This is a genomic window from Leclercia sp. M-A074-M (assembly GCF_965195605.1).
Taxonomy (GTDB): Bacteria; Pseudomonadota; Gammaproteobacteria; order Enterobacterales; family Enterobacteriaceae; genus Enterobacter.
This window is the reverse complement of record NZ_CBDAHM010000007.1, coordinates 220,751-246,539: the sequence shown is the minus strand read 5'-3', so window position 1 is coordinate 246,539 and position 25,789 is coordinate 220,751. Positions and strand designations below refer to the sequence as shown.

The window sequence follows — 25,789 nt, the reverse complement described above, 5'->3', positions numbered from 1 at the left end:
CGGGAGGGGATCACGAACCGATCAGGCCGCCGTCCGCTTTGGTGATGACGACCGTTGACGCCCGGGGACGTCCGTTCGGGTTGTTGTCCGGCCAGTTGGAGACGGCGCGCGGGTTTGCCGGGTCGGTAATGTCGTCCCCGCCCTCACCCGGATGCTGAATATTGATAAACAGCGTGCGGTTATCCGGCGTGAAGGCGATGCCGGTAATTTCGCAGCCGCGCGGGCCCGTCAGGAAGCGGCGATACTCGTTGGTGCCCGGAATGGTCGCCACCATCTGGTTATTGCCCATCCCCTCGTAGGCTTTCTTGTTAATGGTGCTGGAGGAGACGTCAGTCTGGATCCAGAGCACGCCCTGATGGTCAAACGACAGGCCGTCCGGGCTGCCGAATTCGGCCCCCTTCATGCTGCCCTTCGCCTTTTCATCCGTCGTCTCCGTGCGTCCGGCCAGCACCAGAATATCCCATTTGAAACGCAGGGCCGCGGGATCGCTCCCCTCTTCGAGCCAGTGCATGATGTGACCGAAGGTGTTATTGGCCCGCGGGTTGGCCGCGTCCACCGGCGCTTTGCCCTCTTTACCGCGATCGCTGTTATTGGTCAGGGTGCAGTAGACGCTGCCGCTGCTGTGGGGATCGACCGCGATCCACTCCGGCCTGTCCATTTTGGTCGCGCCCACCGCGTCGGCCGCCAGACGGGTTTTGATCAGCAGATCGCCCTGGCTTTCGAAGCCTTTGCTCTTATCCAGCCCGTTCTGGCCGAAAACCAGCGGCAGCCATTCGCCGGAGCCGTCGTCGTTGAAGCGGGCGACGTAGAGCGTGCCGGTGGTCAGTAGCTGCATGTTGGCGTCGCGATCCGCCGGGTTATATTTATTGTCGGAGACAAATTTGTAGATGTACTCAAACTTCTGGTCGTCGCCCATGTAGGTGACCACGCGCTTATCGGCGGCCAGGGTGACAGCGGCGCCTTCATGTTTGAAGCGCCCCAGCGCGGTGTGCTTGCGCGGCGTCGAGTCCGGGTTGTAGGGGTCGATCTCGACTACCCAGCCAAAGCGGTTCGGCTCGTTAGGGGTTTTATCCACGTTGAAGCGGTCGTCCACTTCGCTCCAGCGGTAGGACTCATCGCTGTCGCTGATGCCGTAGCGCTTCTCCAGCGCGTTCCGCTCGCCTTTCTTAACAAAAATATCTGACCAGTTCTCTTCGCAGGTGAGATAAGTTCCCCACGGCGTGTGGCCGTTGGCGCAGTTCTGCATGGTACCGAGCACCCGCTCGCCCTGCGGATCGGCGGCGGTTTTCATTAACTCCTGCTGACGCGCCGGGCCGGTGATCTGCATCGGGGTGTTGACCGTGATGCGGCGGGCGAAGCTGGAAGGGCGCACCACTTCCCAGTCACTGCCGTTCTTTTTCACTTCGATAACCGACACGCCCATCGCGTTCTGGCCTTTACGCGCTTTGTCCAGGCTCCAGTTGGCGGTGCCGTCGGTAAAGAGCATGCCGTTGTCGATATACTCATGGTTCATCGCCAGCAGGCCGTGGCCGGGGTTCTCCTCCCCCTGCGGCAGGCTAAACCACGCCATACCGTCATGGTGCATGCCCGCCTGGGCCGCCTGCTCGTCGGTGGTGTTACTGGCGTCAAATTTGAACGCCGGCATGGCACCCTTGATGCCGGTGGCGTCGCCCCAGCGGTAGAAAGGCCGGGCGATGTAGCCCTCCGGCACCCTCACCGTGTCGTCGGTGGAGACCGGAATGCTGGTAAAGCCGAGCGAAACCGCCTTGCTCAGAGCGGAAGGCTGTGAAACCGCCGCAAGGGCGCTTTCAGGCTTGAGCAGGAACGGGAAAGAGGCGGCGGCACCGGCTACGGCGCCCATCTGCAAGAAGCGACGGCGGGAGAGGAACATCTCCGCCACGCTGGAAAATACCGGGTTAGCGCTGGGATTGCTGACATCGTCACGATGTTCTTTTTTGAATACGGACTTAAGAGGTTTACCCACGATGGCTTCCTTTCTTTTGGCTAAGAAACGATAAAGTGGGAACACTATAAGAACAATTGATTACATTTTTATAACAGTCGGACAGTGGGGCATCCCTGCCCCACTAATAAAGAACGAACTCAGAATTCGTAGCCGACAGAGACCTTAAAGGTGCGCGGCTCACCCTGGAAGAGGTAGGTGCCGCTGTCATCCACGCTTGCCCAGTAGTTCTCATCGGTGACGTTTTCGATCCCGGCGCGAACGGTCATCTGGTTCTGGTCATTGTTCACCGCGAAGCGGTAACGCACACCCAGATCCAGCGTGGTGTAGCTATCCAGCTTCTTGCTGTTGGCGAGATCCGCATACTGTGAGCCAGAGTGGTTCACCCGGGCGGTGGCGGTCAGGCCATCGACGGGTTTGATGTCATACTCGGCCCCCAGCACGCCGTAGAAGTTCGGCACGCCAATCGCGTCGTTGCCCTGGTTTACGCCGTTGTTGGTTTTGGTCAGCTCCGCCTGCAGCCAGGTGGCGCTGGCGTTCAGACGCAGGCCCAGCATCGGCTCGCCAAAGATGTTCAGCTCCACACCGCGGTTACGCTGTTCGGCATCCAGACCGTAGTATTTGGTCTGGCTGTCGAGAATGGCGGACGGCATTTTGATCTCAAACAACGCCAGCGAGCCGCCAACGCGACCGAAATCGGCCTTCACACCCACTTCGTTCTGTTTCGAGTGGACGATACCGGTGCTCTGACCGTAGTTGATGGCGGTGTTTGGCGCGGTTTTACCCGGCTGCAGCGCCTCGGTGTGGTTGGCATAGAGCGAGACCGTCTCCCACGGCTTATAGACCACGCCGTAGGTAGGCATCCAGCGGTCGCCATCGAAGCTGTCAGCCGCATTTTCCATCCCGGTGATTTTGTTATAGCCGCGGATCACCACCTTCTGATGACGGGCCCCGACGGTAAACAGCAGTTTATCGTCCAGCACGCCGAGGGTGTCGCTCAGCAGCCAGCCCTGAGTGCGGGTGCGGCCGCTGGTCAGCGGATCGCTGTAGTTGCCGCCTGAGCCGTTGAAGTTGGTGCTCGGCGGCGCATCCACGCCGGTGTTGTGGTAGATGTTGGTGACCGGGTTATCTTTCGCGGCGGACATCTTCCAGGCGATTTTTTCGTTTTTGGTCATCGCCGAGTAGCCGACGTTCACCTTGTGCGACACAAAGCCGGTATCGAAGTTACCGCGAATGCCCGCCATGCCGCTTACGCTGTCGCTGATACGGTTGGTATCCAGGCGGGTTGCGGTGGCTTTGCCGCTCCTGTCCACCAGCTTCGCACCGCTGTAAAGCCCCTCTTCATGGGCGTGCTGTGCCCCCAGACCGGTATAGGCGGTCCAGTTATCGGTGATGTCATACTCGCTGCGCCACATGCCGAATTCGTTTTCGATATTGCTGTAGGCCCACTTCTGGGAGTAGTTACGATCGTTTTTCGGCGGCTCCGGCACGAAATCCACGCCGGAGACGTTGACCCCGGTCTCCGAGCCGTGGAAGGTTTTTTTCTGATAACCCAGATCCACGGAACTGCGGAAGTTATCGCCCGCATAGTCGAGGCCGGTGGAGAGCAGCGTGGTGCGGCGGCGGTCGTTGGCGACCGGGGCTTCCCCTTCCCGGTGGACCACGTTGACGCGGGCACCAAACTGGTCGTTGTCACCGAAGCGACGTCCGGCATCCAGGGTAGTACCAATCTGAGAATCGGAGGTGTAGTCCACGCCCACTTTCGCCTGCGGCGTGGCGCCTGCATGTTTCGGCTCAAGGTTGATCATCCCGCCCACGCCGGAGCTGGCCGCACCGTTCATCAGGGAGTTGGCCCCTTTAAAGATCTCAATCCGCTCTACCATCTGCGCGTCCACCACCTGACGCGGCAGCACGCCGGAGAGTCCGCCGAAGGTCATATCATCCCCGTCGAACTTCAGGCCGCGAATGCGGTAGCTCTCCGCGCTGTTGCCGTAGCCCTGCACGGACTGGACGCCCGCATCGTTAGCCACCACGTCGGCTATGGTGCGCGCCTGCTGATCTTCCACCAGCTTCGAGGTGTAGCTGATGATGTTAAACGGTACGTCCATGGCATTTTGCTGCCCGAGCATCCCCATGCGCCCGCCGTTTGCCACCTGCCCGTCAAGGAAGGCCGGCACCAGCTGGTCGCCGCCGGGTTTAAAATCGCTGGGTGCGGCCTGCACCACGAGGGTCTCTTCTTTTTTGCTCTCCGCCGCGACGGCGGAATGGGCGATGGCGCCGATGGCGAGAGCCAGCAGCGTTTTGTTCATTTTTCTGGTGTTGTTCATGATTAACTCTTTCAACGTGCGCGCAAAATGACCCGTCGCCGGGCCTTCGTTGTTATAAAAAGACTATTTCAGAGCGATACGGGCCACGCTGTCGGGCTCGTTAGCCAGACAGCGTTTGACGACGCTGGTCTGCGTGGGGGCTAAAGCAGGTGTTGGGGCGGACAATTTTTGGCTCATCAGGAACATCCTTTACCGTGCAAAAGTATGAAGAGGACGCCTGCATCGCATCGGTTTGCGATTTGGATTTTGGTGTCAGGCCGTCAGGCCAGGGCAGCGTCTCCCGTTAACGCTCAGTGTTCCGTGTGAGAGCTGCCTCACTGTTGCTGCGGGAAGGTCCATACGTGCCCACAAACACTAAAGAGAATGAGAACTATACTCATTATCTTTATATGATCAAGTGTAAACAGGAGCAACAAAGTAAAAAGGGAGATGAGCGCGGGTTACTCTTTGCGGGCTTGCAACACAAAGGGGGAGTCAACCGGCATGCTTTTCAACACCGCAGGCTGGGCACCAGACAGCTCCGCCATCCCCAGCGCCGAAAAGACGCCGCTGTTGATGACCTCATCCGAAAACGGCACATTGCCGTTTTCCTGACGAATAATCGCCTTACTGAGGGCGCGTAATATCTCAGGCGAGGTTACATCCAGCCGGGTGGTGGGCGAGACGCCGAGCGCCTGGCTGACATTCTGGATATAGGCGGTGGTATCGTTATTATCCTGCGGTGGCGCCCAGCGGGAGATAATTTTGCTGATGGTATCCAGCCCGCGTCGCTGGTAGGAGAGCAGGTTGACCCCCAGCGCGCGTATCCCGTGTTCGGGGGTGGCAAAGGTGGCGAAACGCCCGTCAGTGCCATTCTGCCCCAGCCAGCTAAATGCCCAGCTGGCTTCCAGATTGCCGGGGTTGTTATTGCGAATCCCGCGAACACCTGCGCCTGGCGCCCGCCAGGCGGGACCGGAGCGGCTGTTTTTGTACGCTGACAGGCGATTCATCAACGCGATTTGCTTCTCACTCCAGCCCTGGATACGGGCGTACTGATCCAGCTGACCAAACGAGGCGGGCGTCGCGGCAACGGCGGTCTGGCGGGTATCAGCGGAATTGAGCGTCGGGATAGCGGGCTGCGAAACGATCGGTTGCGATGCGTGGGATACCTGCTGAAAAGAGGCCGGGACGCTGGTCTGCGACGCCCCTGAAGAGGCGGTCTGAGCCGATAGCGTCGCCACTTGCTGCGTGTTCATGCTCTGCTGCTGGACATAGTAATGCGCAATACCGGACATCATTCCCTCTGAAGACTCACCCGTTATCTGTTCGGGCGTTGCCGGGGCCGCGTCGCTTGCCCGGCCTGGAAAACTCAATGATTATTTTTTGTTGAGCATCGATTTCAGATCGGCAAAGGGGTTGTAGGTGGCTGCCCCCACATCCTTTTGCGCATCCTCGCCCGCCACCACGGTAGTTCCGTACATGTCGGCTTCGGTGTACTTCGAATGCTCGTGGTCATGGCAGAACAGGCACAGCAGCTCCCAGTTACTGCCATCCTCCGGGTTATTGGTGTGGTCATGATCGATATGGTGAACCGTCAGTTCACGCAGGTTTGAATAGACAAACTCCCGCGAGCAGCGTCCGCATACCCAGGGATAGATTTTGAGGGCTTTCTCACGGTAGCCGCTTTCCAGCCGCGCGTAGTTTTTGGGGATCAGAGCCATTGCCGGTGTTACCTGTCAGAAGGTGAGACGAGAATGCCCCTACTATATCGCAGAATGGAACCGAAGGTTAAACGAGGTTTCGCGCGATTTTGTAAACCGTTTTCTGGTCATTCGCCGCGGTTTCTTCAGCCAGCCCCTCGCGTATGCGTACAGCAGCCCCCCGAAAGATTGGGTCACTTTTAGGAAAGCAGATTTAAGAGGGGAGTGGATACAGAATATTAGCTATTCGTGAGTAGGTTAAATATTGTGCGTGAAGGTGATGCTTAGTGGCGGGATTTTAGGGGCAGGAAACATACACGGCAATTTACCCGGCGTGATTTATTGGTGAGGTGGGAGATTTGTCGTAACTTATTGATTTTGAATGGCACGCCCTAAAGGATTCGAACCTTTGACCTACGGCTTAGAAGGCCGTTGCTCTATCCAACTGAGCTAAGGGCGCACAGAGAAGAAACTTCGCAGTGGTGAAGCGCGTGGAATTATACGGTCAACGCCGGTTGAGTCAATTGATTTTAGTACAATCCTCTTTCAGTTCATACCCCTGCCCCTCCTCAGCGCCGCTTAACAGGAAAATCCGCAAAGTGTGACTGACAGCAGCGCGCGCTTCTGACAAAATATGCTCATCCCCCCTTTCACTCCTTACAGACGGAATCTTCTCTCTGATGGCAGCAAAGATTATTGACGGTAAAACGATTGCGCAGCAGGTGCGCTCTGAGGTTGCGGAAAAAGTGGCAGCACGTCTGGCCGCGGGAAAACGCGCCCCCGGGTTGGCGGTTGTGCTGGTCGGCAGCAACCCGGCTTCACAAATTTATGTCGGCAGCAAACGTAAAGCGTGCGAGGAGGTTGGCTTTCTCTCCCGCTCTTATGATCTGCCGGAAACCACCACGGAAGCAGAGCTGCTTGAGCTGATCGATACCCTGAACGCCGATAAAGCGATCGACGGCATTCTGGTTCAGCTGCCGCTGCCTGCGGGCATCGACAATGTGAAAGTGCTGGAACGTATCGCGCCAGACAAAGATGTGGACGGCTTCCACCCGTACAACGTGGGCCGCCTGTGCCAGCGCGCGCCTCGCCTGCGTCCCTGTACGCCGCGCGGCATTGTGACCCTGCTGGAGCGCTATAACATCGACACCTACGGCCTGAACGCCGTGGTGATTGGTGCGTCCAATATCGTCGGTCGCCCGATGAGCATGGAGCTGCTGCTGGCCGGCTGCACCACCACCGTCACCCACCGCTTTACTAAAAATCTGCGCCAGCACGTCGAAAATGCTGACCTGCTGATCGTGGCGGTCGGCAAGCCGGGCTTTATCCCGGGCGAGTGGATCAAGGAAGGCGCCATTGTGGTGGACGTGGGGATTAACCGTCTGGAGAGCGGCAAAGTGGTCGGCGATGTGGTGTTTGACGATGCCGCCGCCCGTGCCTCTTATATCACCCCGGTTCCGGGCGGCGTAGGCCCGATGACCGTTGCAACACTGATTCAGAATACTTTACAAGCATGCGTTGAGTATCACGACGTAGAGGAAGCGTAAGATGGCGACATTTTCATTAGGTAAACACCCGCATGTTGAGCTGTGCGATCTGCTGAAACTCGAAGGCTGGAGCGAGAGCGGCGCCCAGGCGAAGATCGTTATTGCTGACGGTCTGGTCAAAGTTGATGGCGTGGTGGAAACCCGCAAGCGCTGCAAGATCGTCGCCGGACAGACTGTGAGTTTTGAAGGCCAGAGCGTCACCGTAACGGCCTGAGCCGTCTGATGCCCGGCGGCGCTGCGCTTGCCGGGCCTACGTACGGGCTCTGTCTGTAGGCCGGGTAAGGCGCCAGCCGCCACCCGGCAATTCTCTTCACGATTCCCCCACGACCATCACGGTTAATTATCGATCAACTTCAAATAATCACTATTTCATCTGTTAAAAGGTGAGAATTCAGTTGCGCGGATTTCAGCCTTTCATCACGATAAGTAGAACGTTCTACTAAAACGTTCTACTCACTATAACAGCGCTCACAGAGCGCACTCGGGGGAAATCAGCATGAGTCTGATATCAGGGTTTGTTAAATCGCTGTCAAAATTGTCGATGATTGGTCGCGCATTAATGCTGCCGATCTCGCTGCTTCCCGCTGCGGGCCTGCTGCTGGCTTTCGGCGATAAATTCCACCTGCCGTTGATGATGAACGCGGGTGGCGTTATTTTTGATAACCTGCCGATGCTGTTTGCCATCGGCTCTGCCGTCGGCCTGGCGTCAGAATCGGGTATCGCCGCGCTGTCGGCAGCGGTGGCGGTATTTGTCACCAACATCACCATTGGCACCGTGCTCGGCATTACGCCGGAGATGGCCTCCCAGGGCGGGAAATACGCCATGGTGGTGGGCATCCCGACCCTGCAGATGGGCGTCTTTGGCGGCCTGCTGTGCGGGATCCTCGCCGCGTGGTGTTATAATCGCTTTCACACCATGCAGCTGCCGGAGTTCCTCGGCTTCTTCTCCGGAAAGCGTTTTGTGGCGATCGCCACGGCGTTCCTCTCATTCGTGATGGGGCTGCTGCTGCCGTACGTCTGGCAGCATATCCAGGCCGGTATCGACGCGCTGTCGGTGATCGTTAACGGTGATAACCAGGCGGCCTCGACCTTTATCTTTGGTCTGGTGGAGCGTGCGCTGATCCCGCTGGGTCTGCACCATATCTGGTATCCATCGTTCTGGTACTCGTTCGGGGATTACACTACCCAGGCGGGCCAGGTGATCCACGGCGACCAGACCATCTGGTTCAAGATGCTGGAAGAAGGGGTGAAATCCTTCAGCAGCGATACCTACCAGAACGCCGGTAAATTCATGCAGGGCGAGTTCCCGCTGATGCTGTTCGCGCTGCCTGCGGCCTGTCTGGCGATGTACCACGAAGCGCACACCAAAAACAAAAAGATTGCCGCCGGTATTCTCTTCTCCGCGGCGCTGACCTGCTTCCTGACCGGGATCACCGAGCCGGTGGAGTTCACCTTTATCTTTGTGGCGCCGATCCTCTACGTCTTTAACGCCATCATGGCGGGCCTGGCCTACATGACCATGTACCTGCTGCATGCGCATATCGCCAAGTCCTTCTCCGCGGGCTTTATCGACTACCTGTCGTTCGGGATCCTGCCGTCGTTCAACGGGTACCAGACCAACTTCCTCAACGCCATTATCATCGGTGTCCCGATGGCGCTGATTTACTACTTCACCTTCCGCTTCGTGATCCGTCGTTTCGACGTGAAAACGCCGGGCCGCACTGAAGTGACAGCCAATGCGGACGATAAAACCGATACCGAAATCGCCAACGAAATCATCGGCCTGCTCGGTGGCGCGCAGAACATCAACTCTGTCGGCTCCTGCATCACCCGCCTGCGTCTGGAAGTGGCGAAGAGCGATGTGGTGGACAAAGACGGTCTGAACGGCCTCGGTGCACGCGGCGTGGTCTTCGTCGGTGATTCCGGCATTCAGGTTATTTTTGGCGCCCGGGCGCAGTTTATCGCCCAGACGATGTCCACCCTAATCGGTAAATAATAAGCTGCCTGTCCGACACGTCTCCTGTACTCTTACGGGAGGCGTTGTCTTATCAGGCATTTCAGGGAGAAGATGTGAAGAAGGTCAGCATCATTGATGTCGCCAGAGAGGCAGGGGTTTCGGTCTCTACCGTCTCGCTGGTTCTGCGTCAGAAAGGAAAGATCTCAGAGGCGACGATCGAAAAAGTCCACGCCGCCATCACCGCCCTGGGCTACGTGCATAACGTGGCCGCCGCCAATCTTCGCGCCAACACCTCCAACCTTATCGGCCTGATCCTGCGTGATTTCAGCGACAGCTTTTCCATTAAGGTAATGGCAAGCATCGTCCAGGAGCTGGAAAAGCAGGGGTATATGGTCTTTCTCGGCCAGCCACTGAACGACGGTGAGCATCTTGAGCGCTGCCTGCTCTCCTTTAAGCAGCAGGGCGTGGCCGGGGTGATCTATCTGGCTTCCGATACGCGCCATGCTACCTTACCTGACATGATCCGTGAGTGTCCGCTGCCGCTGGTGGCGGTCTCCCAGTCGCTGCTCAACGAAACCTGTAATCTGGTGATGCGCGATAACCGCCAGGCGGCGCATCTGGCGACCCGCTATCTGATTGAGCGGGGCCATCGCAATATCGCCTATATCGGCGGTCAGGAGGGTGACCTCATCCGCGAGCAGCGCCTGCTCGGTTTTCGCAGCGCGATGACACAAAACGGGCTGGTGTTCCGCGACGAATCCGCCCCCGCCTGCAGCGACGATACCCAGGCGGTTAGCTTCGCCACCCGTCAGCTGCTGGAGAAGAACAACACTATCACCGCCCTGCTCTGCCACTCCCCGGATGCGATGATCGGCTCTATCTCCGGGATCCATCACGTTGGCCGCACCGTGGGGAAAGATGTCTTCCTCACCCAGCAGGTGGCGCTGGTGGGGTTTGAAGATATGCTGCACGTCAACCTCACCTCCCCGTCGTTTACCTATGTCTCCTCCGCCAGCGAAGAGACGGGGCGTCAGGCGGCGGGGTTAATGATCCGCCAGCTAAAAGAGCCTGAGCTGCAAACCCAGCGCATTACTCTCTCCGGGCAACTCGTCGCCCGGGAATCGGCATAATTCAGATTTACGCCCGGCTCTGCGTTAAGCCGCGCTCTGCTATATTTCCATGATTTGCCATGGATAATCCTTATGCCAACCATTATTACCCACGCTGCTGTGCCGGTTTGCCTCGGCTTAGGGCTGGGCAGCCGGGTGATCCCCCCTCCCCTGCTGTTCGCCGGAATCGTTCTCGCCATGCTGCCGGATGCCGACGTACTCGCGTTTAAGTTTGGCGTCGCCTACGGCAATATTTTTGGTCATCGCGGGTTTACCCACTCGCTGCTGTTTGCCTTTGTGGTGCCGTTACTCTGCGTGCTGGTCGGGCGACGAGGGTTCCGGGCGGGGCTGGTGCGCTGCTGGCTGTTTTTAACCGTGTCGCTGCTGTCGCACAGCCTGCTGGACTCGGTGACGACGGGCGGGAAAGGGGTCGGCTGGCTGTGGCCGTGGTCGGATGAACGTTTCTTTGCGCCGTGGCAGGTGATTAAGGTCGCGCCTTTTGCGCTCTCTCGCTACACCACGCCGTACGGGCATCAGGTGATTATCTCGGAACTGCTGTGGGTGTGGCTGCCGGGGGTTATCGTGATGGGTTTGTTGTGGTGGAAGCGGCGTTAAAAAAGCCGGGTGGCGGCTGCGCCTTACCCGGCCTACATAATCCCATGCCCGGCAAGCGATGCGCCGCCGGGCCTGATGGACTTACTTACGGCGCCAGGTGGTGCCCTGCGGACCATCTTCCAGGATGATGCCCATCTCGGTGAGACGGTTACGCGCGGCATCGGCCGCGGCCCAGTCTTTCGCCTGACGCGCTTCCAGACGCGCCTTGATTAACGCTTCAATCTCCGCCACTTCGCCGTCATCCGTCTGCGCACCGCTCTGCAGGAACGCTTCCGGCGCCTGCTCCAGCAGACCCAGTACGCCAGACAGTTTACGCAGATGAGAGGCCAGCGCATTAGCCGCATGCACATCTTCACCTTTCAGACGGTTCACTTCACGGGCCATATCGAACAGCACAGAGTAGGCTTCCGGGGTGTTGAAGTCGTCGTTCATCGCCTCAACAAAACGGGCTTCAAACGCCTCGCCGCCCGCAGCCGCCACGGAGGTGTCGGTCCCGCGCAGGGCGGTGTAGAGACGCTCGAGAGCAGAACGCGCCTGCTTGAGGTTCTCTTCGCTGTAGTTAAGCTGGCTGCGATAGTGGCCGGACATCAGGAAGTAACGGATGGTTTCAGCATCGTAATACTTCAGCACGTCACGCACGGTAAAGAAGTTGCCCAGCGATTTGGACATCTTCTCCCGGTCAATCATCACCATCCCGGAGTGCATCCAGTAGTTCACATATTCGCCGTCATGGGCGCAGGTTGACTGGGCAATTTCGTTTTCATGGTGCGGGAACATCAGGTCTGAACCGCCGCCGTGAATATCGAAATGGTTACCCAGCTGTTTGCAGTTCATGGCCGAACACTCAATGTGCCAGCCCGGACGGCCCGCGCCCCACGGGGATGGCCAGCTTGGCTCACCCTCTTTCGACATCTTCCACAGCACGAAGTCCATCGGGTTGCGTTTAACCTCAACCACATCCACACGCGCCCCGGCCTGGAGCTGATCCAGATCCTGGCGGGAGAGCTGACCGTAATGCGGATCGGTCGGCACGTCGAACATCACGTCGCCATTGTCCGCCACGTAGGCGTGACCTTTGGCAATCAGCTGTTCGGTGATCTCAATGATCTCAGGAATATGGTGCGTCGCACGCGGCTCCATGTCCGGGCGCAGAATATTCAGGGCGTCGAAATCCTTGTGCATTTCGCCAATCATACGATCGACTAAATCGACAAAGTTTTCCCCATTTTCGTTCGCGCGTTTGATAATTTTGTCGTCGATATCGGTGATATTGCGTACATACTTAAGGTTGTACCCAAGGAAGCGCAGATAGCGCGACACCACGTCGAAGGCAACAAAAGTACGGCCATGGCCGATATGACAGAGATCGTAAACAGTAATACCACACACGTACATGCCGACTTCCCCGGCATGAATAGGTTTGAATTCCTCTTTTTGGCGCGTCAGTGTGTTGAAGATTTTTAACATCGAAGATTCCATGTGAGACGTGTGTGGGTGAAAACAGCATATTCTAATGGTAATTCAAACCCGAAGCAGCACGCAATGCAAGGTGATCGCGTCGTGAGGTTATGCTATAACAAGCGCTTATTGTGGCCCCTGGCGGGGTCGAAGCACCACTATAACGGAACAGGATGCAAAAATGGTTACTTTCCACACTAATCATGGCGATATCGTAATCAAAACCTTTGATGACAAAGCGCCTGAAACAGTTAAAAACTTCCTGGACTACTGCCGCGAAGGTTTCTACAACAACACCATTTTCCACCGTGTCATTAACGGCTTTATGATCCAGGGCGGCGGTTTTGAACCTGGCATGAAACAGAAAGAGACCAAAGAGGCTATCAAAAACGAAGCTAATAACGGTCTGAAAAACACCCGCGGTACCCTGGCAATGGCCCGTACTCAGGCGCCACACTCTGCCACCGCGCAGTTCTTCATTAACGTAGTAGACAACGACTTCCTGAACTTCTCTGGCGAAAGCCTGCAGGGTTGGGGCTACTGCGTGTTTGCAGAAGTGGTTGAAGGTATGGACGTGGTTGACAAGATCAAAGCCGTTTCTACTGGCCGCAGCGGCATGCACCAGGACGTTCCAAAAGAAGACGTTGTAATCACAAGCGTGACCGTCAGCGAATAATTCGTGGCGACACTCTTTATTGCAGATCTGCATCTGCAAACAGAAGAACCGGCGATCACCGCCGGTTTTCTGCGTTTTTTACAGGGTGAAGCCCGCCACGCCGATGCGCTTTACATCCTGGGGGATCTGTTCGAAGCCTGGATTGGCGACGACGATCCGAACCCGCTGCACCGCGAGATAGCGAGTGCGCTTAAAGCGCTGGTCGGCTCTGGCGTCCCCTGCTTCTTTATCCACGGCAACCGCGACTTTTTGCTGGGCAAACGCTTCGCCCGTGAAAGCGGCATGATCCTGCTGGCGGAAGAGACCGTCCTCGACTTGTATGGCCGCCGCGTGCTGATAATGCATGGCGACACGCTCTGCACCGACGATACCGGCTATCTGGCGTTTCGCGCCAAAGTGCATACCCCCTGGATCCAGACGCTCTTTCTCGCCCTGCCGCTGTTTATTCGCAGCCGCATCGCCGCGAAAATGCGCGCCGGCAGTAAAGCCGCCAACAGCAGCAAATCGATGACCATCATGGACGTGAACCCGCAGGCGGTGGTCAGCGTGATGGAAAAACACCAGGTCCAGTGGCTGATCCACGGCCATACCCATCGCCCGGCCATGCATGACCTGACCGCCAACGGAGAGCAAGCCCACCGCGTGGTGTTAGGCGCCTGGCATAGCGAAGGATCGATGATTAAGGTCACGCCCGAAGGCGTGGAGCTGATCGCTTTCCCTTTCTGAAATCCCCCGACTGAAAATCATTCAATTTTTTTGAATTATTCCCGCAAATTGTTTTGATTTTAATCACACTCTGGTCGGCCTATGATTACTCACATCAGGGCAACAACGCCCTACTCCAGACAAATCAGCTTAAGGAATACGACCATGAAATCCATCAAAACTTTCGTTGCAGTTGCCGCACTTTCTCTGATCTCTTTCGGTTCTTTTGCCCAGAGCGTGAGCGCCACCGCCTCTACCATTGACCGCGCCGAAGCCAAAATCGCCGCGCAGGCCGCTAAAGAGGGTGCAGCCTACAAAATCACCAGCGCCCAGTTCGACAACCGCGTGTATATGACCGCTGAACTGACTAAATAATTTAACGCATTGCCGTGCCGCCAGATAAGAGACAAGCGACAGCGACAACAGGATGAAGAAGGAAAAAAGAATGAAAAATATCACTATCGTCAGCGCCCTGCTGCTGGCCGCTTCCCTCACCTCTGGCGCGATGGCCGCCGAGAACGCCTTCTCCACCCCGGAGGCGGGTTCGAATATCGACACAGCAGTACATCAAAATCATATTGATGTGAGCCATGCCTTTGATAAAGAGAGCCTGACCGCAGGTAATCTCCTGTAAAATGTCAAAGCAGCCTGTGAAAAGACCGCCTTTCGGCGGTTTTTTTGTGGCAGAAAGCGCGGGATTTTGCCGGAAGTTTTAGCCGCGCAACCGTTTTCCTTGCCTCTCTATCGTGCTATTCTCTGTGGCCTCAAAAGCCGAGAGTTGTGCACCACAGGAGTTTTAAGACGCATGTCTTCCAGCAATAATCCGGCGCGTGTCGCCATCGTGATGGGGTCCAAAAGCGACTGGGCTACCATGCAGTTCGCCGCCGAAATCTTTGACATCCTGAACATTCCTCACCACGTTGAAGTGGTCTCCGCGCACCGCACTCCCGATAAGCTGTTCAGCTTCGCCGAAGGCGCGGAAGAGAATGGCTATCAGGTGATTATTGCCGGTGCAGGTGGCGCCGCGCATCTGCCCGGTATGATTGCCGCCAAAACCCTGGTGCCGGTGCTCGGCGTCCCGGTTCAGAGCGCAGCCCTGAGCGGTGTCGACAGCCTCTACTCCATCGTGCAGATGCCGCGCGGCATTCCGGTAGGGACGCTGGCGATTGGCAAAGCAGGCGCAGCTAACGCCGCGCTGCTGGCCGCTCAGATCCTGGCCACTCATGATAAAGAACTGCATCAGCGCCTGGTCGCGTGGCGTACCGCCCAGACCGACGAGGTCCTGGAGAACCCGGACCCGCGAGGTGCGGCATGAAGCAGGTTTGCGTCCTTGGTAACGGCCAGTTAGGCCGTATGCTGCGCCAGGCTGGTGAACCGCTGGGGATCGCCGTCTGGCCGGTCGGGCTGGACGATGAGCCTGAAGCCGTGCCGTTTCAGCAGAGCGTCATCACCGCAGAAATCGAACGCTGGCCAGAAACGCCGTTAACCCGCGAGCTGGCTCGTCACAACGCCTTCGTTAACCGCGACGTCTTCCCGATTATTGCTGACCGTCTTACGCAAAAGCAGCTGTTCGACGATCTGCATCTCGCTACCGCGCCGTGGCAGCTGCTGAGTGAAAAAAGCCAGTGGCCGGGTGTGTTTGACGCGCTGGGTGAACTGGCGATCGTCAAGCGTCGCGTGGGCGGCTACGATGGCCGCGGCCAGTGGCGTCTGCGCGCCGGGGAAACTGACCAGCTGCCGGACGAGTGCTACGGCGAGTGCATCGTTGAGCAGGGCATTAATTTCAGCGGTGAAGTGTCGCTGGTGGGTGCCCGCGCCCACGACGGCAGCACGGTCTTTTATCCCCTGACCCACAACCTGCATCAGGACGGGATCCTGCGCACCAGCGTGGTCTTCCCGCAGGCCAACGCAGCGCAACAAGCGCAGGCAGAAAGCATGCTCTCTGCCATCATGCAGGCGCTGGGCTACGTTGGCGTGATGGCGATGGAGTGCTTCGTCACGCCGGAAGGTCTGCTGATCAACGAGCTGGCGCCCCGCGTCCACAACAGCGGCCACTGGACGCAAAACGGCGCCTCCATTAGCCAGTTTGAGCTGCATCTGCGCGCTATTACCCGGTTGCCGATGCCGCAGCCGGTGGTCAATAGCCCGTCGGTGATGATCAACCTGATCGGTACCGATCTGAACGATGACTGGCTGAAGCTGCCGCTGGTGCATCTGCACTGGTACGACAAAGAGGTGCGCCCGGGTCGTAAGGTCGGCCATCTCAACCTGAATGACAGCGATATCCCTCGCCTTTGCGCAACGCTTGAAGCAATTGTCCCTCTGCTGCCGCCGGAGTACGCCAGCGGGATTGCCTGGGCGCAGTCAACGCTCAGCTAAGCCTCACCGCCGGGGAGTTGACCTTCCCCTTCCCCGGCGTAAAATCCTGCCCATTGTTGTTTTGAGGGATCCTTATGAACGATGGGACGGACTACCGCGCCATACTTGCTACCGACACGCCATTAATTGACGTGCGTGCCCCCGTGGAATTTGCTCAGGGTGCCATGCCTGCGGCACACAACCTGCCTCTAATGAACGACGACGAACGCGCCGCCGTGGGCACCTGCTATAAACGCCAGGGTCCGGAGGCGGCACTGGCGCTCGGCCACCGTCTGGTAAGCGGTGAGACGCGTGAAGAGCGACTGGAGGCCTGGCGCGCCGCCTGCCTTGCTCACCCGCAGGGCTATCTCTGCTGCGCCCGGGGCGGACAGCGCTCGCATATCGCGCAGGCGTGGCTGAAAGAAGCCGGGGTGGATTACCCGCTGATCGTCGGCGGCTACAAGGCGCTACGCCAGGCGGCTATCCAGGCGACCGTTGAGCAGGCGCAAAAACCCAGCGTGCTGATTGGCGGCTGCACCGGGAGCGGCAAAACGCTGCTGGTGAAGGCGCATCCTGAGGGCGTCGATCTCGAAGGACTGGCGCACCACCGCGGCTCCTCCTTTGGCCGCACGCTGGCCCCGCAGCTTTCCCAGGCCAGTTTTGAAAACCATCTCGCCGTCGAGTTGCTGAAAAAAAACGCTGCGCGCTGGGTGCTGGAAGATGAAGGGCGGATGATTGGCTCCAACCACCTGCCAGAGTGCCTGCGCGACCGCATGGCGCAATCGCCCATTGTGGTGGTTGAGGACCCGTTTGAGGTGCGTCTTGAGCGCCTGCGCGAAGAGTATTTCGAGCAGATGTGGCAGGCCTTTCACGAAGCGCGGGGGGAAGAGGCGGGCTGGCTGGAGTATCGCGATTACCTGTACCACGGCCTGTTTGCCATTCGCCGCCGCCTTGGGTTACAGCGTTATGCCGAATTGACCGCCCTGCTGGACAGCGCTCTGGATGAACAGCAGCGTACCGGCAGTACCGGGGCGCATCTCAGCTGGCTGGCGCCGCTGCTCAATGACTATTACGACCCGATGTATCGCTATCAGCTGGAGAAGAAGGCGGAGAAGATTGTCTATCGCGGGACGTATGGGGACGTGGCGGAGTGGCTGAGCCGCTGACAGAACGCCGGGTGGCGCTGCGCTTACCCGGCCTACACCGTTCCAGTACGCGCAGTGCCACCGGAAACAAACCGCACCACACGTAGCCCCGGTAAGCGCAGCGCCACCGGAAACAAACCGCACCACACGTAGCCCCGGTAAGCGCAGCGCTACCGGGGAACAAACCGCACCGCACGTAGCCCCGGATCGCTGCGCGCTACCGGGGAACAGACGACTCAGAAGTCGTAACGCAAACGTACCAGGTTCATATCGCCCAGATCGTCGGTGCTGGAGGTGAATACGTGCTCGTAATCGACGCGGAAGCCGTAGTCCAGTTGGAAGCTGACACCCACGCCGTTGTCGATGCGCTGGTAGTTGCGGCCATTCATGGTCTCAATACGGTCACCCATGAAGTAAGGCTGGATCGATTTCACCGCATACTGACCAATCGGGAATTTATAGCCGGCGAAGTACTCAATACCCCACGCATCACCCGCGAAGTAGTCATTTACCGACACTTTTTTGCTGGTCATAAAGTTCTGATACCAGCCGCCGCCTGCGGAGAAGGTCCAGTTGTCCGGCGTCCAGCTCAGCGCGGTACCGAGGATGTTCTGATCCCAGGTTTTACTGTCGCCATTATCCGGGTTACGCATGTCGGCGCGGGTGTAGTTCCAGGCCGCGCCCCAGGTCAGATCGGTGGTCAGACGATAATCCAGACCCAGTGAACCGCCGCCTTTACGCTTGTAACGGAGGCCGTTGCCCGGCAGATATTCGCTATCTTCGAACAGGTAAGAGGCGTAGAGATCGGCATCGCCGAGGGTTTTCTTGTATTTCAGCATCTGGCGTGAACGGTAAGAGCCGTCGTAGTCACCGTTGATGCCATTACCCGGCGCCTGGCCGATCATGTCGTAGTCCCAGATATCGGTTTTCGCGCCGACCACATCGTAATAGACGCTGTTCTGCTGACCAAAGGTCAGGGTGCCCCAGGTGTCGCTCTTCAGGCCGGTGTAGAGCATGCGGCGGGAGGTGTCGTGCGCGCCGTCGGCGTGGTGGTTGTCCCAGTTAAACTGCGCCGGAATGTTCACCCCCAGCTCGTAGTAGCTGACCCAGCTGATGTCATCAAACAGGTAGTAATCCGCCGCGAAACGGAAGCGGGTACCGCCGTCAAAGCCATTACGCTTATAGCTGTTTTTGCCGTCGTCGCCGGTCATGTTCTGGAACTGAGGACGAATACTGCCGCCAACGGTGAAGTTCAGACGGCTCAGCGGGTTGCCCGCCTGCGGATCTTGTTTAAGAACGGTGATTTCAGCCTGGGATGCAAAAGAGGTCAATGCCACTGCTGCGCCAATAGCCACTGCCAGCGCTTTTTTATTTATAGTCACTGTTTTTCCTTGTTAAACACACTGCCATTTATTTAGCAGGTGAATATTAACCAGGATTTATCTGTCCGTGTTGCCCGGTTTTTAATGTTTTGTGCCGCTAAAATTCAATGATTTATCTTTTTATGCTACTTAGTCATCACGTGCCAGTATAAAAACTGGCACGTGATAGTTCAGGAAAGGAATTAACCGGAGAACTGGCGGAACAGGGCTTTGCCTTTCAGTAAACGCGCCCCCAGCCAGCCGCCGCACAGCGAAAGCAGCACCGCACCGCTCAGGGGCAGGATCGCCCACAGCCGCCAGTCTGGCTCCCACGGGAAGTCAAATACCCGGGTTTGCAGCACCGCCAGCGCAGTTTCGGCACCAATGGCCGCCACCAGGCCAGCCACCAGCCCCAGCAGGGCGAACTCGCTCCACAGCGTGGTGCGCAGCAGCTTTTTACCTGCCCCCAGAGTACGGTAGACCACCAGCTCCTGATGACGCTGGCGCATCCCGACCTGCACCTGGGCCAGCAGCAGCAGCACGCCGCAGATGGTCACCAGCACCACCATCACCTCCAGCGCCCGGCTCACCTGCTCCAGCACCTGCCCGACCTGTTTGAGGATCGCGCCGATATCCAGCAGGCTGATGGTGGGGAACTCGCGGTTAAGCTGGGTGAGCATGCCGTTGCCATTCTCCCAGCGGAAGCTGGTCAGCCAGCTCTGGGGCTGCCCGTCCAGCGCCCCGGGGGGGAAGATAAAGAAGAAGTTAGGCCGCAGACTCTCCCAGTCGACCTTGCGCAGGCTGGTCACTTTCGCGCTGAAATCCTGGGTATCGCCGGTAAAGGTCACCGTATCGCCCAGCGCGACGTTGAGGCGTTTCGCCAGCCCCTCCTCCATCGATACCTCCCCCGCTTTCGGCGGCCAGCTGCCGGCGGTGATCGGATTATGATCCGGGCGCTTATCCTGCCAGGTGAGGTTCAGCTCCCGGTTGAGGGATTCATCTTTATTGCCCTCGGTGGACTGCCCGTTAATCTGGGTCAGGCGCGCCCGCACAATGGGGTAGTAAGACTCCGGGATAATCTGGTGTTCAGCGAGAAACGCTTTCAGGGGCGTTACCTGCTCCGGGGCAATGTTGATCAAAAAGTAGTTCGGGCTTTCTGGTGGAAGCTGCTGTTGCCAGCGATCCAGCAGATCGCCGCGCAGCACCAGCAACAATGCCAGCAGCATGAACGAGAGCGAAAATGCCGACAGCTGGCTGAGGGTCGACCACGGCTGGCGCAGCAGGCGATTCACCGCCAGACGCACCGGCAGCGATTTTACCGTGAGCCCTTTCAGCACACTGAGCAGCATCCAGCCCAGCACACCGCAGAGCAACGCCAGCACGACGGCGCCAGCCAGCACGGCCCACAGCAGCATGCTCCCGCCCATCAGCCAGGCGAGGAGCATCACCACCACCGCCACGATAGCCGGAATGTAATATTTCAGCGGCCAGACGCTGGCCACCACGTCGCGACGCAGAACGCGCAGGGGCTGTGTCGCGAGCAGCAGGCGGTAAGGACGCAGCCCCACCAGCAGCGAAATGACGGTCATCGCCCCGATCGCCCAGAGCCACGGCCAGAGGCTGGCAGGGGGCAGCGCGACGGGCAGCACCGGCTTGAGGAGTACCATCAGCACTTTTTCAAACAGTAGCCCCATCATCCCGCCGGTGACAGCCGAGAGCGTCAGCACCATCAGCCACTGACCGATAATCAGTTTGCGCAGCTGCGCCCTGCCCGCCCCCAACGTTTTGAGGATCGCCACCAGATCGTAGCGGCTGCGGCAGTAGTGGCCCATGGCGACTGCCACCGCCGCCACCGCCAGCAGCAGCGTGAGCAGCGCCGAGAGCAGCAGGAATTGCTGGGAACGCTCCAGCGATTTGCCGAGTGCGCCCTCCTCCTGCTCCATCCCGGACCAGCGGTGCTCCGGCTTCAGCTGCGGCAGGAGCCATTTTTCGTAACGTTCCAGTTGCGCGGGCGTGCCGCCAAACTTAAAGCGCCAGGTGACGCGGCTGCCGGGCTGTACCGCCGCGGTTTTGGCGACATCTGCGGTGTTCATCAGCAGACGCGGCGCCATCTGAAACGGATTGAATCCGGCGTCCGGCTCCTGCACCACCTCCCCGGCGATTTTCAGGGTGGCATCGCCGACATCAATGCTGTCGCCGGTTTTTAAATTCAGCAGCGCCATCAGACGCGACGCCAGCAGCACCGTGCCCGGCGCAGGCTTCAGCCCCGGCGGGTTGGTCTGAAGCTCGCCGTAGAGCGGATAGATATCATCGACCGCCTTCACGCTCGCCAGCTGCGGCGTCCCGGCGGCAAAGGTCATGGTCTGGAAACCGATCTGCTCGCTGACCTTCAGCCCCTGCTTTCTCGCCTCCTCAATCCACGCCTGCGGCACTTCGCGGGAGCTGCGCAGCGTCCGGTCGCCGGCCATAAACTCACGGCTTTGCTGGCTGAGTCCCTTTTCCATCCGATCGCTGACGCTGCCGAGCGCCAGTACGCAGGCCACCGCCAGGCTTAGCGCCAGCCAGACAATCAGCAGCGAAGGGGAGCGCCATTCGCGCCAGAACCAGCGGGCAATCATGCATCCTCCTGCAGTTCGCCATTGACCAGGCGCAGGCGGCGATCGCAGCGGGCGGCCAGCTGCGGATCGTGGGTGACGAGGATCAGCGTCGTGCCGTGTTCACGGTTCAGCGAAAAGAGCAGATCGGCAATTTTGTCTCCGGTCTGGCGATCGAGGTTACCGGTGGGTTCGTCGGCAAACAGCACATCCGGGCGACCGTTAAACGCCCTGGCCAGCGCTACGCGCTGCTGCTCGCCGCCGGAGAGCTGCGCCGGAAGGTGATCGAGGCGTTTCCCCAGCCCCAGCTGTTGCAGCAGCGCGCTGGCGCTCTCCCGGCTCTGGGTGGTGTTCTCACCGCGCAGCAGCCCCGGCAGCTCGACGTTCTCCAGCGCGTTAAGGGTTGGAATCAACATAAATGACTGGAACACAAAGCCAATGTGCTTTGCCCGCAGGGCGGCGCGCGCCTCTTCATCGAGCTTATGCAAGGGTTGCCCGACCAGGTTGACCTCACCGCTGCTGCCGTCATCCAGACCGGCGAGGATCGCCAGCAGCGTGGATTTGCCGGAGCCCGATTCTCCAATCAGGGCGATGCTCTGCCCGCGTTTGACAATGAGTTCAACTCCGGTGAGGATGGAAAGCTCGTGCTCACCCTGACCCACGGACTTCTTAAGATGATGAACTTCAACAATGTTTTCCGCTGGCATTTGCCCTTCCTGTTTTTGATGCTGTTCTCATTTCGCGCCGCGGCTGCGGACACGCTATTAATTCTGGGTGACAGTCTGAGCGCTGGCTACCGGATGGCGGCCAGTGCCGCCTGGCCTGCGCTGCTGAATGATAAATGGCAGAGCAAAACGTCGGTTGTTAACGGCAGCATTAGCGGGGACACCTCCCAGCAAGGTCTCTCCCGTCTGCCGGCCCTGCTGAAACAGCACCAGCCGCGCTGGGTGCTGGTGGAGCTTGGCGGCAATGACGGCCTGCGCGGTTTCCAGCCACAGCAGACCGAGCAAACCCTGCGCAAAATTCTGCAGGATATCCGCGCCGCGAACGCCCAGCCGTTGCTGATGCAAATTCGACTGCCTGCCAACTATGGTCGTCGGTATAATGAAGCCTTTAGCGCGATATATCCGAAGCTTGCTAAAGAGTTCGATATTCCGCTGCTGCCCTTTTTTATGGAAGAGGTTTACCTGAAACCGCAGTGGATGCAGGACGACGGTATTCACCCCAATCGGGACGCCCAACCGTTTATCGCCGACTGGATGGCAACCCGGTTGGCTCCATTAGTTAAACATGACTCGTAATTCAACGGAGATCCTGACAGGTAAAGTTATGCAAAAATCGGTCTTAATTACAGGATGTTCCAGTGGCATTGGCCTGGAAAGCGCCCTTGAGCTGAAGCGTCAGGGGTTCTGGGTGCTGGCCGCCTGCCGTAAACCGGAAGACGTTGAACGGATGAACGGCATGGGTTTAACCGGCGTACAGCTGGATCTGGATTGTACCGACAGCATTGAGCGCGCCGCCGATGAGGTGATCGCCCTGACCGGCAATCGTCTGTACGGGCTGTTTAATAATGCCGGTTTCGGCGTTTACGGCCCGCTACAGAGCGTTACCCGCCAGCAGCTTGAAGCGCAATTCTCCGCCAACTTTTTTGGCGTTCATCAGCTGACCATGCGCCTGCTGCCGGCCATGCTGCCACACGGCGAAGGCCGGATTGTGATGACCTCCTCGGTGATGGGGCTTATCTCTACTCCGGGCCGCGGGGCTTACGCCGCCAGCAAATATGCGCTGGAAGCCTGGTCTGATGCCCTGCGCATGGAGCTTCGCCACAGCGGCATTAAGGTGAGCCTGATTGAACCGGGCCCTATCCGCACCCGCTTTACCGACAATGTCAATCAAACCCAGGCCGACAAGCCGGTGGAAAACCCCGGTATCGCCGCCCGTTTTACCCTGGGGCCGGAGGCGGTGGTCGCCAAAGTGCGCCATGCTTTTGAGAGCAAAAACCCCAAGCTGCGTTATCCGGTCACGCTGGTGACCCATGCCGTCGGCCTGCTGAAGCGCCTGCTGCCTGGCCGGATGATGGACAAATTTTTACAGGGTTGAGTTGAAGCCTCGCGCCACGCCCCCATGTAAACAGAAACTCATAATTGGGATAGCCGCATGTCCGTACAGAATATTGTCAACATTACCGAAGCCAACCTGCACCAGACCCTTGAACAGTCGATGACCAAACCGGTGCTGTTCTACTTCTGGTCTGAACGTAGTCAGCACTGTCTGGAGCTGACGCCGGTGCTCGAGAAGCTGGCAGCCCAGTACAACGGTCAGTTTATCCTGGCGAAGCTGGACTGCGACGCCGAGCAGATGATTGCCTCCCAGTTTGGCCTGCGCGCCATTCCTACGGTTTATCTGTTCCAGAACGGTCAGCCGGTGGATGGCTTCCAGGGCCCGCAGCCGGAAGAGGCGATCCGCGCCCTGCTGGATAAAGTGCTGCCGCGCGAAGAGGAGCTGAAAGCGCAGCAGGCGGCAGCGTTGATGGCCGAAGGCAAACATGACGAAGCCCTGCCGCTGTTGAAAGAGGCGTGGCAGCTCTCCGGTCAGAATAGTGAAATCGGCCTGCTGCTGGCGGAAACGCAAATTATCTTAAAGCGTTCTGAAGAGGCCGAAGTGGTGCTCAAAACGATCCCATTGCAGGATCAGGATACCCGCTATCAGGGGCTGGTGGCGCAAATTGAACTGCTGAAGCAGGCGGCGGATACGCCGGAAATCCAGCAGCTGCAACAGCAGGTTGCCGACAACCCTGACGACGCGGTACTGGCGAGCCAGCTGGCGCTGCAGCTGCATCAGGTAGGTCGTAACGAAGAGGCGCTGGAACTGCTGTTCAGCCATCTTAAAAAGGATCTGGCTGCGGCAGACGGCCAGGCGCGCAAAATGTTCCAGGAAATTCTGGCCGCCCTCGGGACGGGTGATTCACTGGCTTCGACCTATCGCCGTAAACTTTACGCTCTGCTGTACTGATTCTGCCAGCTGGCCGGTCAGTGCCGCCACGAACACTCTGTCAGCCGCCGTTATGGCGGCTTTTTTATCTCTGCCGATAGCGTTTGTTTAGTCTTCCTGATGTTTAATTTTGAGAAAATGTTAACCAGACTTTAACGATGTAAAATATAGCCTTCCCTATGTCCACGTTTCTGAACGAATAGCCCGTCTGGAGTAACGTTTATCTTCCATTTGTGATCGTGGCAAAACGCCCACACACGCTGCCATTAGCCAGCTTTATCAGGATGATGTTAAACTTTTTCGTTATGAAAAGGGCACGCTAATAACTATAGGAAGTATGCGGCATGGCACATATCTTTTATGAGTTCACCTCTCTCAAGCCGGGTGTTCCTGATGTAGAAACATTAATGCAAGTCATCCACTCATCGGCAGAGACCAGCTTCGTTATTGGACCGGAAGTCGTTGATTTCGTCAAAAAAGCGCTGATCGTCAACACCACCATCGTCAGCTTTAAAAACTGCAAATTTGCTTTCGACAACGGCACGCATTTCATTGAATTTGATGGCAAAGGTAAGTCGAAGCGTTACAACGAGGTTCCGCACTGGTTTGTCTCCCCGGCCGATTTCTCTCGCTCGCAGTGGCTGATCAACCATAAGCTGTCGGATGTGATGGCGACGACGTTTATCGATGTGCTGATGTCTTACCCGCTGAAAGAGCGCCGTGCCCACTGCAATCTGCTGTTTGGTTTAGACTTGCATAAGACAGGTATCGTGCCGTCCAGCACGCCTGCGGCAAGCAAAATCGGCAATAAAAACGGTAAAACCACAAAACCGAAAATTATCGAACTGGGCTCCTTTGAACTGTTCAGCCAGTTCTTTGACCGCCTGAAAAGCGCCGTGGCGGAAGATCGCTTCCCGACCCTGCAGGTGCTGACGGGGATCGACGATCTGTCGAAAGCGCCAAATAACCTTAAACAGGGTATCCGCACCTGGTTTAAAGCGATCACCGGCGATCTGCCACCGAATAATAAGCGCGTCGAAGCGGGTAACGCCGGTCTGTTCTGTGCCCCGGTGCGCGAGCAGCTGCAGCAGATAGAAGCGATGGGCCTGGAAAAATATTATGCGGGACTGTCGCGGGCGATCGTTGACGCGGGCGAACAGTATATCGCTGACTTCTCTTACACTACCTCCAGCGCCTGATCTTCTCTGATAACGGAAAACACGCGTTGCCCTGCTATTTTTAGCGGGGCTTTTTTCTGTCTGAATCCAGCCCGGCTCGTTGATTTGGCGGGAATTTACCCCTGT

General features: G+C 58.0%; 24 protein-coding genes and 1 tRNA gene. 16 read left to right on the top strand and 9 right to left on the bottom strand.

From position 1 onward, the window contains the following. Nucleotides 1-10 precede the first annotated feature (10 nt). The 5 genes from ACOKCT_RS15935 to ACOKCT_RS15915 all read right to left on the bottom strand — a co-directional run bounded on the left by ACOKCT_RS15935 (nt 11) and on the right by ACOKCT_RS15915 (nt 6,429). Complete coding sequence (locus tag ACOKCT_RS15935; protein WP_103178548.1) at nt 11-1,984, bottom strand: PhoX family protein; 1,974 nt, start codon at nt 1,982-1,984, stop codon at nt 11-13. 119 nt (nt 1,985-2,103) lie between these two features. Next, entirely contained in the window at nt 2,104-4,290 is a 2,187-nt protein-coding gene (locus tag ACOKCT_RS15930; protein WP_214421687.1) for a TonB-dependent receptor, read from the bottom strand. Between the two features lie 440 nt (nt 4,291-4,730). After that, on the bottom strand, nt 4,731-5,525 hold the full coding sequence (locus ACOKCT_RS15925; RefSeq protein ID WP_139156322.1) for a hypothetical protein: 795 nt from the start codon (nt 5,523-5,525) through the stop codon (nt 4,731-4,733). A 120-nt stretch (nt 5,526-5,645) separates the two neighbouring features. After that, nucleotides 5,646-5,990: an HNH nuclease YajD gene (gene yajD, locus ACOKCT_RS15920; RefSeq protein ID WP_103178545.1), complete on the bottom strand. Its 345-nt coding sequence runs from the start codon at nt 5,988-5,990 to the stop codon at nt 5,646-5,648. Between the two features lie 362 nt (nt 5,991-6,352). Beyond that, nucleotides 6,353-6,429: transfer RNA gene (locus tag ACOKCT_RS15915), tRNA-Arg, on the bottom strand. Nucleotides 6,430-6,649: 220 nt separating this feature from the next. Between ACOKCT_RS15915 and folD the strand changes: the two genes are divergently transcribed. The 5 genes from folD (at nt 6,650) to ACOKCT_RS15890 (ending at nt 11,197) form a co-directional block, all read left to right on the top strand. After that, on the top strand, nt 6,650-7,516 hold the full coding sequence (folD, locus tag ACOKCT_RS15910; RefSeq protein ID WP_103178543.1) for a bifunctional methylenetetrahydrofolate dehydrogenase/methenyltetrahydrofolate cyclohydrolase FolD: 867 nt from the start codon (nt 6,650-6,652) through the stop codon (nt 7,514-7,516). A gap of 1 nt (nt 7,517) precedes the next feature. Continuing rightward, the gene (ybcJ, locus tag ACOKCT_RS15905) at nt 7,518-7,730 is read left to right on the top strand and encodes a ribosome-associated protein YbcJ (protein ID WP_023334767.1); all 213 of its coding nucleotides are present in this window, start codon (nt 7,518-7,520) and stop codon (nt 7,728-7,730) included. A gap of 282 nt (nt 7,731-8,012) precedes the next feature. Next, nucleotides 8,013-9,512, top strand: coding sequence for a PTS transporter subunit EIIC (locus ACOKCT_RS15900; RefSeq protein ID WP_103178542.1), 1,500 nt, complete (start codon nt 8,013-8,015; stop codon nt 9,510-9,512). A 74-nt stretch (nt 9,513-9,586) separates the two neighbouring features. After that, nucleotides 9,587-10,603: a Mal regulon transcriptional regulator MalI gene (malI, locus tag ACOKCT_RS15895; protein ID WP_103178541.1), complete on the top strand. Its 1,017-nt coding sequence runs from the start codon at nt 9,587-9,589 to the stop codon at nt 10,601-10,603. A 72-nt stretch (nt 10,604-10,675) separates the two neighbouring features. After that, nucleotides 10,676-11,197 (top strand): metal-dependent hydrolase, encoded by a 522-nt coding sequence (locus ACOKCT_RS15890; RefSeq protein ID WP_103178540.1) that lies wholly within the window; start codon nt 10,676-10,678, stop codon nt 11,195-11,197. An 81-nt stretch (nt 11,198-11,278) separates the two neighbouring features. On the opposite strand, the gene cysS is transcribed toward ACOKCT_RS15890, so the two are convergent. Then, nucleotides 11,279-12,664: a cysteine--tRNA ligase gene (cysS, locus tag ACOKCT_RS15885; RefSeq protein ID WP_420193647.1), complete on the bottom strand. Its 1,386-nt coding sequence runs from the start codon at nt 12,662-12,664 to the stop codon at nt 11,279-11,281. A 172-nt stretch (nt 12,665-12,836) separates the two neighbouring features. On the opposite strand from cysS, the gene ppiB reads away from it, so the two are divergent. The 7 genes from ppiB to mnmH all read left to right on the top strand — a co-directional run bounded on the left by ppiB (nt 12,837) and on the right by mnmH (nt 17,560). After that, the gene (ppiB, locus tag ACOKCT_RS15880; protein WP_159339730.1) at nt 12,837-13,331 is read left to right on the top strand and encodes a peptidylprolyl isomerase B; all 495 of its coding nucleotides are present in this window, start codon (nt 12,837-12,839) and stop codon (nt 13,329-13,331) included. 3 nt (nt 13,332-13,334) lie between these two features. Then, nucleotides 13,335-14,057, top strand: coding sequence for a UDP-2,3-diacylglucosamine diphosphatase (gene lpxH, locus ACOKCT_RS15875; protein WP_420193646.1), 723 nt, complete (start codon nt 13,335-13,337; stop codon nt 14,055-14,057). 144 nt (nt 14,058-14,201) lie between these two features. Continuing rightward, nucleotides 14,202-14,411 carry a YdgH/BhsA/McbA-like domain containing protein gene (locus ACOKCT_RS15870; protein WP_103178537.1) on the top strand — a complete coding sequence of 70 codons (210 nt, stop codon included), beginning with the start codon at nt 14,202-14,204 and terminating at the stop codon, nt 14,409-14,411. Between the two features lie 70 nt (nt 14,412-14,481). Further along, nucleotides 14,482-14,670, top strand: a complete 189-nt coding sequence (locus ACOKCT_RS15865; protein WP_156654019.1) for a hypothetical protein — start codon at nt 14,482-14,484, stop codon at nt 14,668-14,670. 171 nt (nt 14,671-14,841) lie between these two features. Next, nucleotides 14,842-15,351, top strand: coding sequence for a 5-(carboxyamino)imidazole ribonucleotide mutase (gene purE, locus ACOKCT_RS15860; RefSeq protein WP_420193645.1), 510 nt, complete (start codon nt 14,842-14,844; stop codon nt 15,349-15,351). Continuing rightward, nucleotides 15,348-16,415, top strand: coding sequence for a 5-(carboxyamino)imidazole ribonucleotide synthase (gene purK / locus ACOKCT_RS15855; RefSeq protein WP_156654018.1), 1,068 nt, complete (start codon nt 15,348-15,350; stop codon nt 16,413-16,415). The genes purE and purK overlap by 4 nt, the downstream gene beginning before the upstream one ends. A gap of 74 nt (nt 16,416-16,489) precedes the next feature. Beyond that, entirely contained in the window at nt 16,490-17,560 is a 1,071-nt protein-coding gene (gene mnmH, locus ACOKCT_RS15850) for a tRNA 2-selenouridine(34) synthase MnmH (protein ID WP_420193644.1), read from the top strand. Nucleotides 17,561-17,775: 215 nt separating this feature from the next. Here the strand turns inward: mnmH and ACOKCT_RS15845 are convergent, their stop codons facing one another. The 3 genes from ACOKCT_RS15845 to ybbA form a co-directional block, all read right to left on the bottom strand. Next, on the bottom strand, nt 17,776-18,921 hold the full coding sequence (locus ACOKCT_RS15845) for a porin (RefSeq protein WP_156654017.1): 1,146 nt from the start codon (nt 18,919-18,921) through the stop codon (nt 17,776-17,778). 182 nt (nt 18,922-19,103) lie between these two features. Then, nucleotides 19,104-21,518: a putative ABC transporter permease subunit YbbP gene (gene ybbP, locus ACOKCT_RS15840; RefSeq protein ID WP_103178532.1), complete on the bottom strand. Its 2,415-nt coding sequence runs from the start codon at nt 21,516-21,518 to the stop codon at nt 19,104-19,106. Continuing rightward, nucleotides 21,515-22,201 carry a putative ABC transporter ATP-binding protein YbbA gene (ybbA, locus tag ACOKCT_RS15835; RefSeq protein WP_159339728.1) on the bottom strand — a complete coding sequence of 229 codons (687 nt, stop codon included), beginning with the start codon at nt 22,199-22,201 and terminating at the stop codon, nt 21,515-21,517. The genes ybbP and ybbA overlap by 4 nt, the downstream gene beginning before the upstream one ends. Here ybbA and tesA point away from each other — a divergent pair. From tesA to ACOKCT_RS15815, 4 genes are all read left to right on the top strand, one after another. Next, nucleotides 22,172-22,795 (top strand): multifunctional acyl-CoA thioesterase I/protease I/lysophospholipase L1, encoded by a 624-nt coding sequence (gene tesA, locus ACOKCT_RS15830; protein ID WP_103178530.1) that lies wholly within the window; start codon nt 22,172-22,174, stop codon nt 22,793-22,795. The two genes, ybbA and tesA, sit on opposite strands and share 30 nt — an antisense overlap. Beyond that, nucleotides 22,785-23,594 (top strand): SDR family oxidoreductase, encoded by an 810-nt coding sequence (locus ACOKCT_RS15825; RefSeq protein WP_103178529.1) that lies wholly within the window; start codon nt 22,785-22,787, stop codon nt 23,592-23,594. Before tesA ends, ACOKCT_RS15825 begins: the two co-directional genes overlap by 11 nt. A gap of 57 nt (nt 23,595-23,651) precedes the next feature. Further along, entirely contained in the window at nt 23,652-24,506 is an 855-nt protein-coding gene (locus ACOKCT_RS15820; protein ID WP_156654014.1) for a co-chaperone YbbN, read from the top strand. Nucleotides 24,507-24,829: 323 nt separating this feature from the next. Next, nucleotides 24,830-25,684, top strand: a complete 855-nt coding sequence (locus ACOKCT_RS15815) for a hypothetical protein (RefSeq protein ID WP_103178527.1) — start codon at nt 24,830-24,832, stop codon at nt 25,682-25,684. The last annotated feature ends 105 nt before the right edge of the window (nt 25,685-25,789 follow it).